Source organism: Vicinamibacterales bacterium, from assembly GCA_036504215.1.
Lineage (GTDB): Bacteria > Acidobacteriota > Vicinamibacteria > Vicinamibacterales > Fen-181 > FEN-299.
Genome location: DASXVO010000033.1, coordinates 12,866 through 27,876, shown reverse-complemented (window position 1 = coordinate 27,876; position 15,011 = coordinate 12,866). Strand labels below are relative to the sequence as shown.

General features: G+C 67.4%; 11 protein-coding genes. 8 read left to right on the top strand and 3 right to left on the bottom strand.

Annotated elements, in window-relative coordinates:
* Nucleotides 1-64 precede the first annotated feature (64 nt).
* Nucleotides 65-892 carry a carboxypeptidase regulatory-like domain-containing protein gene (locus VGK32_08140; protein ID HEY3381723.1) on the top strand — a complete coding sequence of 276 codons (828 nt, stop codon included), beginning with the start codon at nt 65-67 and terminating at the stop codon, nt 890-892.
* A gap of 27 nt (nt 893-919) precedes the next feature.
* Here VGK32_08140 and VGK32_08135 read toward each other — a convergent pair whose 3' ends face one another.
* A complete protein-coding gene (locus VGK32_08135; protein ID HEY3381722.1) occupies nt 920-3,073 on the bottom strand; it encodes a DUF5916 domain-containing protein in 2,154 nt (717 codons plus the stop codon).
* A 499-nt stretch (nt 3,074-3,572) separates the two neighbouring features.
* Here VGK32_08135 and VGK32_08130 point away from each other — a divergent pair, with 499 nt between their 5' ends.
* Nucleotides 3,573-4,130 carry a hypothetical protein gene (locus VGK32_08130; protein ID HEY3381721.1) on the top strand — a complete coding sequence of 186 codons (558 nt, stop codon included), beginning with the start codon at nt 3,573-3,575 and terminating at the stop codon, nt 4,128-4,130.
* On the opposite strand, the gene VGK32_08125 is transcribed toward VGK32_08130, so the two are convergent.
* The gene (locus VGK32_08125; GenBank protein ID HEY3381720.1) at nt 4,096-4,332 is read right to left on the bottom strand and encodes a hypothetical protein; all 237 of its coding nucleotides are present in this window, start codon (nt 4,330-4,332) and stop codon (nt 4,096-4,098) included. The two genes, VGK32_08130 and VGK32_08125, sit on opposite strands and share 35 nt — an antisense overlap.
* 42 nt (nt 4,333-4,374) lie before the next feature.
* Here VGK32_08125 and VGK32_08120 point away from each other — a divergent pair, with 42 nt between their 5' ends.
* Nucleotides 4,375-4,998, top strand: coding sequence for a Crp/Fnr family transcriptional regulator (locus VGK32_08120; protein HEY3381719.1), 624 nt, complete (start codon nt 4,375-4,377; stop codon nt 4,996-4,998).
* Nucleotides 4,988-5,734: an iron-sulfur cluster repair di-iron protein gene (ric, locus tag VGK32_08115; protein HEY3381718.1), complete on the top strand. Its 747-nt coding sequence runs from the start codon at nt 4,988-4,990 to the stop codon at nt 5,732-5,734. Before VGK32_08120 ends, ric begins: the two co-directional genes overlap by 11 nt.
* Here ric and VGK32_08110 read toward each other — a convergent pair.
* Nucleotides 5,712-6,866, bottom strand: a complete 1,155-nt coding sequence (locus VGK32_08110; protein HEY3381717.1) for an NlpC/P60 family protein — start codon at nt 6,864-6,866, stop codon at nt 5,712-5,714. The two genes, ric and VGK32_08110, sit on opposite strands and share 23 nt — an antisense overlap.
* A 131-nt stretch (nt 6,867-6,997) precedes the next feature.
* Between VGK32_08110 and uvrA the strand changes: the two genes are divergently transcribed.
* The 4 genes from uvrA to VGK32_08090 all read left to right on the top strand — a co-directional run bounded on the left by uvrA (nt 6,998) and on the right by VGK32_08090 (nt 14,984).
* On the top strand, nt 6,998-11,935 hold the full coding sequence (uvrA, locus tag VGK32_08105) for an excinuclease ABC subunit UvrA (protein HEY3381716.1): 4,938 nt from the start codon (nt 6,998-7,000) through the stop codon (nt 11,933-11,935).
* A 111-nt stretch (nt 11,936-12,046) separates the two neighbouring features.
* Nucleotides 12,047-12,592 carry a hypothetical protein gene (locus tag VGK32_08100; GenBank protein ID HEY3381715.1) on the top strand — a complete coding sequence of 182 codons (546 nt, stop codon included), beginning with the start codon at nt 12,047-12,049 and terminating at the stop codon, nt 12,590-12,592.
* A 251-nt stretch (nt 12,593-12,843) separates the two neighbouring features.
* The gene (locus tag VGK32_08095; protein ID HEY3381714.1) at nt 12,844-14,496 is read left to right on the top strand and encodes an NYN domain-containing protein; all 1,653 of its coding nucleotides are present in this window, start codon (nt 12,844-12,846) and stop codon (nt 14,494-14,496) included.
* Nucleotides 14,493-14,984, top strand: coding sequence for an N-acetyltransferase (locus VGK32_08090; GenBank protein ID HEY3381713.1), 492 nt, complete (start codon nt 14,493-14,495; stop codon nt 14,982-14,984). Before VGK32_08095 ends, VGK32_08090 begins: the two co-directional genes overlap by 4 nt.
* Nucleotides 14,985-15,011: the final 27 nt, after the last annotated feature.

Below are 15,011 nucleotides of genomic sequence, written 5' to 3'. Positions count from 1 at the left end.
CTTCGGCCCCACGCCGACGAACGGGCTACAATTCACGAAGGAGCCCGTATCAACCGCGGAGCACATGATGAGTCGAATCGCAGGGCTGTTGGTGTTCGGACTGGTCGCAACCGCAACGTTGGGTGTCCGTGCGCAGACGCCTCCCAAGCCGACGCCTGCGGCGAAAACGCCCACACCTGGTGTGCAGGCGCCCGCGCCGCCACCGCAGACTCACGCTGCCGTGCCGGCGCCCGCGGCACGATTGACGGTCGCGCTCACGGTCACGGATGCCTCGGGGACGCCAATTCCCGGCGTGCGTGTGATGGCGACCGGTCCCGTGTCGCGCGAGGGCACGACGGCACGTGAAGGGTCGGTCACGCTTCAGACGCTGCGCGCGGGCACGTACCGCCTTCGGTTCGAGGCCGACGATTTCGTGACGCTGGAGCGGGAACTGACGCTCAAGCCCGGTGCGCCAGCACATGTCGACGTGACGCTCGGCCGGGCACCTGCCCGGCCGGTCCCGCCGCCCGTTTCCGCGCCCGTGCCGGCTCCCACCGGCACCAAGTTCGCGCCGAATCCGGACGCCACGGTCGATGTCCTGGCCTTGCCCGACTGGATCGAGAAGAACTACATCGGTCGCAACGATCCGAGGAAGGAGACGACCGTCGGCCGTGCGCCCGGCGCGACGGCCACGGTGCTGCAGGTGCGCGAGCCCATCCGTGACCGCGTGCACGACGATGTGGACGAGGTGCTGTACGTGATTGCCGGTGAAGGCGTGCTGCGCGCGAAGGGGCACGAGCAGTCGCTCGACGCCGGGGCGTGCGCGATCATCCCGCGCGGCGTGAGCTACTCGGTCGAGCGTCGGGGGAAGAACCCCTTGATTGCCCTTTCCGTGCTGAGTTCAGGGAAGTAGGGCGCGGTTTCGATCCGTCCCTGCCGGTCAGCGCCGAATCAGATACGCGAGCTTCAGGAACAGCCCGTCGTTCTGCCGGCGAAGATCAGACAGGCTCAGCACGCGGTCGGAGCGAAGCGAACTCCCGTAACCGAAAAACGCGACGGTGCCAGGTGTCGGTTCGTACGACACCAGGAAGTCGACGCGCAGGCCGTCGGACCGCATCGCCGCGGCCAACGCGGCGTCCACGACGAGTGGGTGGGCGGTCCGAGGGTCGAGCAGTGGGGCTTGCCGTTCCGATCGGTACTCAGTCACGACCCGGAAGAACAGCGCGCGCTGCGGCTGGTACTCGACCTTGATCCGCGGGATGATCGTCCGTGCGAACTCACTGTCGTCGCGCTGGCGCGTGATCGTCGAGTACGTGGTGCTTCCGTCGATCCGGATCGATCCGCTCGGTCGGAGGCTCAGGCTCCCGGTCAGGCTCCTCTGGCGCCCCTCCGAGGCCTCCTCGAAGATCGCGACCGCCTGCCGCCTGGTCTCGACCGAGGCGTTGAACATCCTGAAGGTGGGCGTCGTGACCGTGAGCCCGGCGCCGAACAGCCCCGACAGGTCGCCCGGCGTCGTCCACGGGCGCAGCATGTCGCCCACCCGAACTTGATAGCCCGCGTACTCTCGCGGTTCGAATCGGACGAAATCCCGGCTGAGCGACCCGCGCAGGCTCCACCCGCCCCGGATGTTGAACATCAGGTTGACGTTCTCGTTCCCCTCGATCGCCGACTGGTGGCCGAACTCGTCGTAGCGCCAGATGCGCGAAGGGCCGAAAAAGACCGTGAACTGTTCGATTGCGGCGCCCCGGGACCCATACCACGAGAGCCGGTTGGCCGCATGGAACTCGACGTAGTCGTTGCGCGGCACATACCCGGACCTCGACACGAAGCCGGGGCCGACGCCGGTCAGCTTGTAGTTGAAGCCCCACGCGCGCCCCGTGCGGTCGAACTCCGCCAGCCAGATCGGCGCAGCGTGTTCCACGCCGCGGTCACGGGTCCACGACTGGCCGACTTGACCCTGCACGTAGTACAGCTTTGCGAAGACGATGCGCGAGTCGGCGGCCGCGACTCGGTTGTAGTCGCTCGATTGGGTGCGATCGGTGACCGTGATCCCGACCGTGGAGTTCCTCCCAAGGTCGTGACGAACGCGTGCGACGTTGAACCAGGCCCCGCTCGAGTCCTCTCGCTCCTTGGCGGAGAGGAAGGCGACGTTGGTCCGGCCGAACTTGCCGGTGACCTTGCCGCCGGCAATCGGGCTCGCGATCTGTCGGGTGTAGACGAGTTGATTCGGCGTCGAGAACAGCTCGATTCCCTCGAGGAAGAACGGCCGCTTCTCCGCGAAGAACAGGGCGAAGCGCTGGTTGACGGTGACCTGGCCGGCGTCCGATTCCACCTGGCTGAAGTCGGGGTTGACGGTCGTGTCGATCGACACGTTCGTGAAGCCGAACCGGAGATTCGCGCCAGGGTTGAAGTCGGTCTTGTCGCGCCGGAACTCCCCACCGCCGGCGATCGAGCCGTTGCTCGCCGTGGTGATGAACGGCTGCAGCTCGGTGACCACGCCCCGCTTCATGTCGTGCAAGCCGTCGATGGCGCCAGCCTGCGCGAGGAAGCTCGAACTCGCGCGCCGCACGTCCGTCCACGTGTCCTGGTAGCCGGTCCGCTGCACCTTGCGCTGCACGTTCAGGCCCCAGTGCTGCGGTCCGTTGCCCGGATAGCGCAGGCTCTTGAACGGAATTCGGATCTCGACCACGTACCCGTTCTCGACGATGCGGCCCTTCGAATCCCATTGATAGTCGGGATTCTTGTCAGATGTGCCGCCGAACATCGTTCCGGCGTTGAACGCGCCCTCGGTCTGGACACCGTCCTCCTGCATGCCGAGCGGGTTGACGGTGAAGAAGAACGCGCGGCGGCGATCGTTGAACGTGTCGAGGTAGACCGTGACCGTGTCGTCGCGGCTGAGGTTGTCGCGATCCGCCACAGTGGCTCGGATGGCGCCGGGTTCCCGGTCGTGCGCCATGATGCCGAAGTGGAGCGCGGTCGGTGAATACCAGACGAGAACTTCGGTCTGCTCTTCGGCTGGGCGCCCGTCCACGGGCTGGTACTGGGAAAAACCGTCGAGACGCGCGGCTTCCGACCACGCTGGTTCGTCCAACACGCCGTCCACGACAATTGTGGCGTCTATCCTTGGGATCGTGACCGTCGGCCGGCCCTGTCCGGACGTGGCGCCACGGATGGGTGCGGTGGCCGAAGGTGGTGGAGTCGTCGAGACGACGGGGCCTCTCGGCGGGGTACCGGTGACGGCCTGGTGCAATTGCAGGAAGAGGAGTAGTGCGACCACGGATGAAACCCGACGCGTGAACGGTTGACGGGAGGAAGTCGGTCGTATGTCGACTGCCGGGGTCGGACATCGAAGGGCGGACCGCAGGCAATACGTCGAACGATCTTACTATACCTGGTGCTTCTTCCCGCTGCCCACCGCGCCTGGAAGGCGTCGGGTGTCCAGCGTGGGGCGCACGAGCACCGCTCGGTTGTACCGAAAGGCCTGGGGGACGTCAAGACGGCCGAGCGGAGAACTCGGCGATGGATCAGCTTGCGCACGGATGGGATTTCGCGGTAATCATGCTGGATACCCCATCCAAGGAGGCAGAGCCCCTATGTCTCGCAGAATGACACCCGTGTGGGTGGCCGTCGTCGTTGCCGTATGCCCGTCGCTGGCGCTGGCCCAGCAGTCGCCGATGAATCCCTATCCGCCCCCCAAGCCTCAGGCGTCCGCCCCGGCCGGGACGGCTGCGCGGGGCGCGCAACTCGTCATGCTGGGCGGGTGCCACGACTGTCATACGCCCAAACTGTCGACCGGCGGGAACGACATGTCGCGCGCCCTGGCCGGACATCCCGTCGACGCCCCACTGGCGCCCGAGGTCGTGGGCGGCGTATCGAGCAACATGTTCCTGACGGCCTGGCGCGGCCCGTGGGGCCTCACGCTGTCGCGGAACATCACCCCTGACAAGGAGACAGGCATCGGTTCGTGGACGCTCCCCGACTTCAAGAAGCTCATGCGAACCGGCGTGAACCCGAAGGGTGAGGTCATGCGACCTCCCATGCCGATTGCCCAGTTCCAGAACCTGCCGGACAAGGACTTCGAGTCGATCTTCGCGTTTCTGAAGACGGTGAAACCCGTCAAGAATGACGTAGGGAGAGTGGCGAAAAAATAGACCGGACGCGGCAACTGCCGTGGGTGCTCCAAGGGCCGGGATTCACCTTCAGCACCTTCAGCACCTTCAGCACCCCCAGCACTCGCACCTTCAGCACCCCCAGCACCTTCAGCACCCCCAGCACTCGCACCTTCAGCACCTTCAGCACCCCCAGCACCTCCGGCACCTCGTACGATATCGTTATCTTCCTGATCCACGTCATAACCACGCGATCTCGCGGACACCTACAGTGATGCCTGACCACATGATTTCCGATACGTTGTGGCTGCAGTACGGTGCGCGGGTCGTGCACCTCGAGAAGGGCGAGACGCTCTTCGACCAGGGGACGACCGCCAGCAGTTTCTTCCAGGTACAGACGGGCCGCGTGAAGATGGTGAGCTACAACGAGAATGGCCGCGAGTTCGTGCAGGGCCTGTTCACCGACGGCCAGAGCTTCGGCGAGCCGCCGTTCTTCAACGACGTGCCCTACCCGGCAGGCGCGGTGGCCGTCGATGAGAGCACGGTGTGGAAGTGCTCGCGCGAGGGCTTCCTCAGGCTCCTGGCCGAGCACCCGGAGATCCATCTTCAGCTCACGAAGGTGCTCAGCGGCCGGCTCGTTTACAAGTCGATGATGCTGGCGGAGATTGCCGTCGAAGAGGCCGAGCATCGGCTCGGCACCCTGATTGAGTACTTCCGCTCGACCGAACCGGCGTTGTCAGCCCATCCCTATCGCGTGCCGTTCACGCGGCAGCAACTGGCGGACATGACGGGGCTTCGCGTCGAGACGGTCGTGCGGTCGATCAAGGCCATGGAGCTGCAGGACATCCTCGTGATCGAGGACGGGAAGATCGTGTGGTATGGCCGAAAAGGAGGCCCCCATGCTGAGTGACCCAACGACGACCATCCGCAGTATCGTCGCCGACGACTTCCGCGCCGCGGCCGTGTTCGAGAAGCACGGCATCGACTTCTGCTGCGGTGGCAACCGACCCATCGCCGATGTGTGCGGCGAGCAGGGTCTCGACGGGCGACAGATCGTGGCCGACCTGGAGGAGGCCCTCGCATCGGAGGTTGACGTCCCGAGGTTCAACAGCTGGGACCTCGATTTCCTCGCCAACTACATCGTCAGCAACCACCACGCCTATGTCCGCCAGGCGATCGACACGATTGGCGCACACACGCGGAAAGTGGCAGACGTTCACGGCGGGCATCATCCGGAAGTCAAGGAGATCGCCGCCGCGTTTGCCGCGATTGCCGCCGAGATGGCACAGCACATGCTCAAGGAGGAGCGGATGCTCTTCCCCTACATTGGTCAGTTGGCGGCGGCTGCGCGCGTCCGGACCGCACCCTCGCCGGCTCCTTTTGGCAGCGTGGCGAATCCCATCCGCATGATGGAGGCCGAGCACCAGTCGGCCGGCGACACGATGGCCACCATCCGCCGGCTGAGCGGCGACTACACCCTTCCGGCTGACGCGTGCACGACGTTCAAGGTGACGTACCAGGAGTTGCAGGCCTTCGAGGCGGACCTGCACCGCCACGTCCATCTGGAGAACAACATCCTGTTTCCGAAGGCGCTCGCGCTCGAGCGCACGCTGGCCGAGATCGTTACCCCATCCTCCGCACCTTGACGAGGCGCTTCAGGAGGGTGTCGCTGTAGATCGGCGAGGCTGGATCGAAGCTGTTGAGCTTCACCATGCCCGCGCAGTGAATGAAGCGCTTGTCGCCGAGGTAGATGCCGACGTGCGTGATTCTGGCCACGCCCGGGCGCGGGCCGAAGAACAGCAGGTCGCCCTTGCGAAGCTGCGCGAGGTCGTTGTCCGTGGCGACGGCCTCGCCGGCGTTCGACTGTTGATCGGCATCGCGCTGGAGCTCGACGCCGTTCAGCCGGAAGACAGTCTTCGCAAAACCGGAGCAGTCGAACCCCTTGGGCGAGGTCCCGCCCCACAGGTAGGGGACGCCGGTGAACAGGCGGGCCGTCTTCTCGATGTTCTCGCCGGTCAGCGCCCTCGACGATTTCCACGTCGCATAGTCGGTGACGGCCGCGCCGTCCACGAACCCGGCTCGTCCATCCGGAAGCGTCACGGCCTGCCACGTGCCGCTCTTGCCCGTCGTCTCGAGCACGTTGCCCATCACCAGGTCGGCGACGACCGGCGAATTGTCTACGGCCTGCTCGCGCACGACGGTGAACCACGACGTGACGATCGCGTGTGACGCCTGCTGGTACGCGTCCACCCGCTCTTTCGTCATGAAGGCGACGTGGTCGGGCTCCATCCAGCCCAGATAGCGGTCCGACATCGACTGCACGAAGTACCAGCCGCTCTCCCTCTTGAGCACCCTGACCAGGCTTCCCATGACCATCTGGTTGCCGAGTTCGGACGCGTGCGATGGTTTGGTCTTCATGACCGCGACGCTGACCGTGACGATGCCAAGCGGCTTCGCGGCAAACGCCGGATCGGGCAGCACCGCGATCTTCTCGACCACGTTGGCATAGCCGGCCTCGAGCAGCGCCTTCAGGATGGCGTCCTTCGCGGCCGTCTGCTCGACGTCGCCCGATACTTCGAGCGCGTTGCCCTTTGCCTCGGCCTTTACGTCGAAGACGGTCAGTCGCGTGTCCGGCGCGTACTGCGCCTTGACGCGGTTGATGACATCGGCAGGCGCTGCCTGGCCGACGGTTCCGCGAATGGTGGGTGCCGAGGTGGCGACGATCAGTCCCAACAGGGCTGCGAACGCGATGCGCCGGGAGCGGTGGAGTCGATGCATAAATGTCCTCGTGCTGAGTAGGAACGCTGAGGCTGCGAAGCATAACATGGGGCGCTGTGGACGGGCACGCCGGGTTGGATCGGCGGATTGGATCTGGCTGCCCCGGCCCGGCTCGCGGGTACAATGGCGGCGTGGATCTGATCTCTGTCCGCGGCGCGAGCGAGCACAACCTGAAGGCCGTTGACGTCGATATCCCACGCGATGCGCTGGTCGTCGTCTCCGGGGTGTCGGGATCGGGCAAGTCATCGCTGGCCTTCGACACGATCTGCCGGGAGGCCCAGCGCCGATACCTCGAGACGTTCTCCTCGTATGCGCGCCAGTTCCTCGGCCGCATCGCGCGGCCGTCCGTCCGGTCGATCGCGGGCGTTTCACCGGCGATAGCCGTGGACCAGCGGACGACCCTCCGCAACCCGCGTTCCACGGTGGGGACGCTCAGCGGACTCTACGACGACCTCCGATTGCTGTTCGCGCGCCTTGGTGACGCACCCGAGGGCGTTCGTCCCGACCGGGCGCTCTTCTCGTTCAACACCCCGTCTGGCGCCTGTCCCGTGTGCCAGGGACTTGGCGTCGAGGACCGGCTCGATCCCGACCTGATCGTCCGCGACGCGTCCCGCAGCATCCGTGAGGGTGCGCTGGTCATCACCACGCCGACCGGATACGTCATCTACTCCCAGGTGACCATCGACGTGCTCGACCAGGTGTGTCGCGCGCACGGATTCAGCGTGGACGTTCCGTGGCAAGCCCTCACCGACGAGCAGCGGCGCGTGGTGCTCGACGGGTCCGACCGGATCCGCATTCCGTACGGCAAGCACCCGCTCGAGTCGCGCCTCCGATGGAGCGGCATCACCGCCAGGCCACGAGAGGAGGGCATCTACAAGGGCATCCTCCCGGTGATGGAGCAGATCCTGAAACGCAGCCGGAACCGGAACATCCTGCGGTTCGTCAGGAGCCTCCAGTGTCGGGCCTGTGGCGGCACGCGCCTCCGCCCCGAGGCCCTGGCGGTTCGATTCCGCGATCGGCACATTGCCGAGTTCGCGGCGCTCCCCGCCGAGGAACTCCAGGCGGCCCTCGAGTCGGTCGTGTTCACTGCGCGCGAGACGCCGGTCGGCGGGCCGGTTCGTGCCGAGATGCTGGCACGCATCCGCCTGCTCGACCGCCTCGGGCTCGGTCACCTGACGCTCGACCGCCGTTCGACGACGCTGTCCGGCGGTGAGGCACAGCGGCTCCGGCTGGCATCGCAGGTCGGATCCGAGCTGCGCGGCGTGCTCTACGTGTTCGACGAGCCGTCGATTGGGCTTCACCCGCGCGATGAGAATCGCCTGCTCGACGTGCTGACGACGTTGCGCGATCGAGGGAATACCGTCCTCGTGGTCGAGCACGATCCGGCGGTGCTCCGCCGCGCCGACTGGCTGATCGATATCGGGCCGGGCGCGGGCGAGCATGGCGGGGAACTGCTGTTCTCCGGGCCGGCCGATCGAATCGGCGACGCCGATGCGCGGAGCCGCACGAGGAACTTCCTGACCGGCGTCGAACGGATTGTGCCGCCGGCCGCACGACGGTCCGGAACCGGGGTCGTGCGTGTGGTTCGCGCGATGCGGCACAACCTCCAGGGCGTTGACGTCGAGTTCCTGGCCGGTGCGCTCAACGTGGTCACCGGTGTGTCCGGTGCAGGGAAGTCGAGTCTCGTCGAGGAGATGCTCGCGCAGTGGCGGGAAGGACGGCTCGGCGGCGGGACGCGCATCGACAAGGTGATCGACGTCGACCAGTCGCCCATCGGCCGGACGCCGCGGTCCAACCCGGCCACCTACACGGGCCTCTCGGATGTCGTGCGCGATCTGTTCGCCGCTGTGCCCGAGGCCGTCGCCCGCGGGTTCGGCAAGGGACGATTCTCGTTCAACGTCGCGGGAGGACGCTGCGAGACGTGCCAGGGTGCAGGCGTGCTGCAGGTCGGCATGCACTTCCTCGGTCCGGTGGATGTCGTGTGCGAGGCCTGCGGGGGACGACGCTTCAACGACGAGACGCTCGAGGTCACCTACCGCGGCCATACGATCCACGACGTCCTCGAGATGACCCTCGAGGAGGCGGGAACGATTCTGTCGGGCCAGCCGCGCGCAGCCCGCATCCTGGCGGTCATGCGGGCACTTGGCCTCGGCTACTTGCGGCTCGGGCAGCCGTCCACCACGCTCTCCGGCGGCGAGGCCCAGCGCGTGAAGCTCGCGGCCGAGCTGGGGCGGCCGGGGCGCGGCCACACGCTCTATGTGCTCGATGAGCCGACGACCGGGTTGCATCAGGCCGACATCAGGGTGTTGCTGTCCGCGATCACCGGACTGGTCGACCGGGGCCACACCGTTGTGACCATCGAGCATCACCTCGATGTCATTCGGGCCGCCGACCGCGTCATCGACCTCGGCCCGGGCGGCGGTCGTCGCGGCGGACGGCTTGTCGCCGTCGGGACGCCCGACGAGGTGGCAGCCTGTGAGGCCTCGGCCACCGGAATGGCGCTCAGAAGCGGCGACGGTTCGAAGGCGTCAACCCTGGTGTTGCCGCAGCGCCCGGTGGCGGTCGCCGCCGAGCCGATTCGCTTTGCCGGTGTGACCACGCACAACCTGAAGCGGGTGGACGTCGAGATCCCCGCCGGTCGGTTCACCGTGATCACGGGAGTCTCGGGCAGCGGCAAGTCGTCGCTCGCATTCGACACGATCTACGCCGAAGGCCGAAATCGCTTCACCGAGAGCTATTCGGCATACGCGCGGCGCTTCCTCGAGAAGACGGGTGATGCCGCGTTCGAGTCGGTGTCCGGCCTGACGCCAGCCGTGGCGATCAGGCAGCGGGTGGCGTCGCGAAACCCACGGTCCACGGTCGGGACCATGACCGAGATTGCCGACTACTACCGGCTGCTGTTCGCGCGCGTTGGTACGGCCGAGTGCCCGACGTGCGCGGTACCGATCCCGGAGGCGCGCTGCCCGGCCTGCGGCTGGCACGGGCCGTCGCCGCTGACGGCGACGATGTTCTCCCCGAACGCGGAACAGGGCGCGTGCGCGGCGTGCAAGGGCCTTGGCACGGTCACCGAATGCGATCCGGCGAGGCTCATCACCCACCCGGACCGGTCGCTGCTCGACGGCGCCATGGACGGCCACCGCACCGGCCGGTTCTACGGAGACCGTGACGGGCAGCACGTGGCGATCCTGCGGGCCGCCGGTGTTGCGCTCGAGATCGACTTCGGCGTCGCCTGGAGCGCGCTGTCCGAGACCGCCCGACAGGTGGCCCTGCGAGGCGCCGGAGACCGCGAGTTCGACGTCGAGTGGCGCTACCGGCGCGGCGCCAGGGCCGGCGTGCATCGCTTCCACGCGAAGTGGCTGGGGCTACTCGACTACGTCGGGCAGGAATACGAGCGGAAGCATGCCGACCACCGTGGTGAAGCCATGGAGCCGTTGATGCACGCGGTGCCGTGCGCGGCGTGCGGTGGCGCGCGCCTGAAAGCGGATCGCCTGGCGGTCCGAGTGGCCGGCCGGAACATCGCGGAGTTGCAGCACCTGAGCGCCGACGACAGCCTGAGATTCTTCGAAACCTACGACGGCGGCCCGGCAACGACCGATCTGACGCGCGACGTGCGCACGCGGTTGGGGCGGTTGCGGGACGCTGGTCTCGGCTACCTCTCGCTCGACCGGCTGGCCTCGACGCTCTCGGCAGGCGAGGCGCAGCGTATCCGGCTGGCGAGCGAGGTCGGGACCGGGCTGACGGGTATCACGTACGTGCTCGACGAGCCGACGGTCGGCCTTCACTCCCGCGACACCGAGCGGTTGCTCGGTCTCGTCGCCTCGCTCCGCGATGCCGGCAACACGGTCATCGTCGTCGAACACGACGTCGATGTGATCCGGGCGGCGGACCACGTTATCGACCTCGGACCCGGTGCTGGCGAGGAGGGCGGGTGCATCGTGGCAACCGGTTCGCCTGCGGACGTCGCCGCGAACGAGGCGTCGCTGACCGGGCGGTACCTCCGCACCGGCTCGATGGGGAATCGCTTGCCGAGCCGAGATTCCCGACGCGTGCTGGGACCGGGTGTGTCGATTGCCCATGCGAGCACGCACAATCTGAGGGACGTCGCAGTCGAGGTGCCCTCCGGCGGCCTGATCGCGGTGACGGGCGTGTCGGGCAGCGGCAAGTCGACGCTCGTCTTCGACGTCCTGGCTCCCGGATTGTGGGCACGAGACGAGTCCAGGCCATCGCCGGCGTCGGTCACCAACGTGGCCGGCTTCGTCCGCCTGGTGTCGGCCAACCGCGAGTGGATGGCGGCTTCCTCGTCCAGCATGCCCGCCACGATGCTCGGCGTGTTCGACCGCATTCGGGAGCTGTTCGCGGCTTCGATCGACGCGCGGGCGGCAGGGCTGTTGAAGAAGGATTTCTCGACGAACACGAAGGGCGGGCGCTGTGACCGCTGTGAAGGAGCGGGCCGCATCCGCGTCAGCATGGATTTCCTTCCCGACGTCTGGGTGCCCTGTGCCGACTGCGGCGGACAGCGGTATCAGCCGGCGGCGCTCGCCTGCCGGTACCAGGACCGGTCGATTGCCGACGTGCTCGACATGACGGCGCGCGATGCGCACCGCTTCTTCGCACGGGACGGGGCGATAGCGAAACCGCTGGCTCTCCTCGAGGAGTTGGGCCTTGGCTATCTTCGACTCGGCCAGGGCGCCGACACGCTGTCCGGCGGCGAGCGCCAGCGGCTGATGCTGGCCTCCGAGCTGATGAAGGAGTCGAACGGTGCCACGCTGTTCCTCTTCGACGAGCCGACGACCGGCCTGCACTTCGACGACGTGGGCCGGCTGCTGCAGGTGTTCGACCGCCTGGTCGAAGCGGGACACACCGTCGTGGTCGTCGAGCACAACCTGGATGTTGTTCGGGCGTCGGACTGGGTGATCGACCTCGGACCGGAGGGCGGCGACGGCGGCGGGCGGGTCGTGGCCACCGGGACGCCGGAGGCCGTCGCCGGGGCGGAGGGGTCGTGGACGGGCAGCGCCTTGCGCGCCCAATTCCCGTATATGCTTGAACCGGATAGGGCAGTTCTGCAATGATGACTGCCGGATCCGTCCGCCCGTCGGGCTGGTTCCGTGCCCGTCCGGGCACGAGGTGCGCCGCGTGTGCGGCGCGTGCTGACCACAATTGGTTCAATGCGAGAGGAACGATTGGCTGTCCGTCTGTTCATTGGAAACCTTCCCTACGACACGACTGACGCGGAGTTACGCGCCCATCTGGGCGTGATCACACCTCCATCGGAGGTAGTGCTTCCGCTCGACAGGGAGACGGGAAGGCCACGAGGGTTTGCGTTCGTCGAGTTCACGGACCGGGCGGTCGCTGAAGAAGTGATCCGCCGGTTCAACATGCAGCCCTTCAAGGGCCGCAACCTCGCGGTGAGCGAGGCCAGGGCCAGAGAAGATCGTTCGGCGGGGCCGCGACCTCCGATGTCCTATCGGCCGTCCGCGCCCATGGGCGACGGGGGGGGGGCGGCGTCCGGCGATCGGCCGGCGCGCAACTTCGGGCCTCCGGCGCCGCGTCGCACCAGCAAGGGACCAGCCCGTCGTCCGACCAAGGTCGAGGCGCGTCCGCGCGGGCCCATTCCCGAGCGCAATACCGGCCGGGTGTTGGACATCGACGACGGCGAGGAAGCCGCCATCGAGTTCGACGACTTCGCCACCAGCGCGAGTGGTACCGAGGACGAGGAGCAGGACTAGCGCTCTACCGGTGACACTCCGCATCGAGGAACCTGTAACCCAGACCGGCCGCGTAGCGCATGCAAGCGGCCGGCTGGCCGACGCGCGCACCCGGGCTTCGTGTCCCGGCCGGTGGGCCCTGCGGTGCCCCGCCTGCGTGCGTGACGGCTGAATCCTGCAACGCCTGCCCCTGTCCCGACTGCGCTCAGTGGGAGGAGCACGATAATTGCCGGCGCGATTCCGCGCCGGGCCACCCCGTATCGAATGCCCGGATGCAGCCAGACGGTTGCCGGCAGAACGGGGCGGTCCGCCGTGAAACCGGCGCGACGGGCGAGGACGAGAACGTGACGGAAGAACGATTGAAGATTGCGGTATTCGTGGATTTCGACAACATCGAGATTGGCGTCAAGACCACGCTCGGCGTCGCCTTCGACGTCGGCACCGTCCTCGAAGCGATCAAGGAACGAGGCGAGGTGGTGACCAAGGTGGCGTACGGCGACTGGACGCGCGCCGGCGACTACAGCCGACTGCTCACGCAGCACGCCATCAAGATGGTGCAGCGCAACCTGACGCCGGGCGGCGACAAGAACGGCGCGGACATCAACCTCGCCCTCGACGCCCTCGAGATGGCGCTCACCCACGATCACATCAATGCCTACGTGATCGTCGGCGGCGACAGCGACTTCCTCAGCCTGGTGGAGAAGCTCAAGCAGTACGACAAGACCGTCATCGTCGTCGGCGGTCGCGCGTTCACGAGCGTCATCCTGCAGCGCAACTGCCACGAGTTCATCGCGTACGAGAACCTCGTGAGCGTTGGACACTCTCGACGTCAGCCGGAACGCGGGCGGTCGTCGGGCACGCAGTCGGTGACCGGGGCGTTCCCGCTGATCCGCCGGGCGCTCAAGGTGCTGTCGGAACGCGAGGTGACCCCGCAACTCGGGCTGCTGAAGAGCACGCTGCTGCAACTCGACTCGACGTTCTCGGAGAAGAGCTACGGGGCGGGTTCGTTCCGCGACTTCGCCGAGAAGCTGGCGCAGGCGGGCCTGTTGCGTCTCAACCAGTCGGGGCGCAACCTCCTCGTCGAGATCAAGGAGCCCGAGCCGGCCGACGAGACGACCGATGGCGCGCAGGCGGCGCCGGAACGCCAGGCCGAGAGGCACCACGATCGTCGCCAGGATCATCATCACGACCGCCAGCACGAACGGCCGCAGGAACAACCGGCCGCTCATCGCCCGCCGCCCGAGCACGAAGCTCCGGCCGAGGAGCGTCCCGTTCACGAGAGCGCGCCAGAGCCGGCAGCGCCACCATACGTGCCCGGTGCGGGCGAAGCGCTGGCGGCGCAGCAGGCCGAGGCCGTCACCCTGCTGCGGCGCGTCATCGAGAACGCCACCACGCCGCTGCGGTGGCCGATGTATGTCCGCAACGTCAAGCAGTTGCTTCGCGCGGCCGAAGCCGGCTTCGACGAGCGCCGGTACGGGTTCGGCGGCATCCTGGATCTGCTCCGTGGCTGTCAGCGTGATGGTCTCTTGCGCCTCGAACGCGACCGGCAGGGAGTGTTGCGCGTGTTCCCAGGGGCGGTTTTGCAGCGCCCGGCGACCGCGTCCTCGGCGACGGTGCAGGAGGCGGTGATCGGGGAGTCTCCGGTCGCCGATCAGGAGGGCGAGGGCGTGGTGACGGGCAGCGCGACGGCTGAATCCACCGGCCGGTTGCCGCTCGAGCCCGAGCAGTTGCCCATCATCGATGCGGAACCCACCGGTCCCACGACCGGGACCTCGGCGGAGCCGGTGGTCGGGGACGCCGAGGCTGCGCCGGTCGATGCCGCGCCAAAGCGGCGCCGCGCCTCAGGCGGGGCGCGGAAGGCGGCCGGCCCCAACCGGAAGGCGAAAGCCCCGGCCAAGCCCAGGGCCAAGAAGAAGACGGAGTGAGCGCAACGTTCGAGATGACGGCGGCCACCGACGCGGACCGTGAGTGGTGCGCGCGGTTGATGGCCGCCTCTGATCCGTGGGTGACGCTGAGGCGAGGGTTGGAGCAGTGCCGCGCCGTCTGCCACAGGTCCGACGTCGATGTGATCGTCGCTCGCGATGTGCACGGGCGGGACGCCCGTGCCACTCAGTCGCCTGGTGAGCCCTGCGGGTTCGCGGTGGTCCATCCGCGCGGACTTGCCGGGTCGCCGTATCTGGCGTCGATTGCCGTCGCGCCCGCGTGGCGCAGTCGCGGCGTCGGGGCCGCGCTGCTCGAGTTCTGCGAGCGCCGCGTCTCACCGCCTGCCCGCCATTTCTTCCTCTGCGTGTCGTCCTTCAATCCCCGCGCCCGCGGGTTCTACGAGCGGCAGGGCTACCACCAGGTCGGCGAATTCCCCGACTACATCATCGACGGCGCGTCAGAGATCCTGATGCACAAGCGATTGGTGTAATCTTCCCGGGTCCCTCCTTCATGTTCC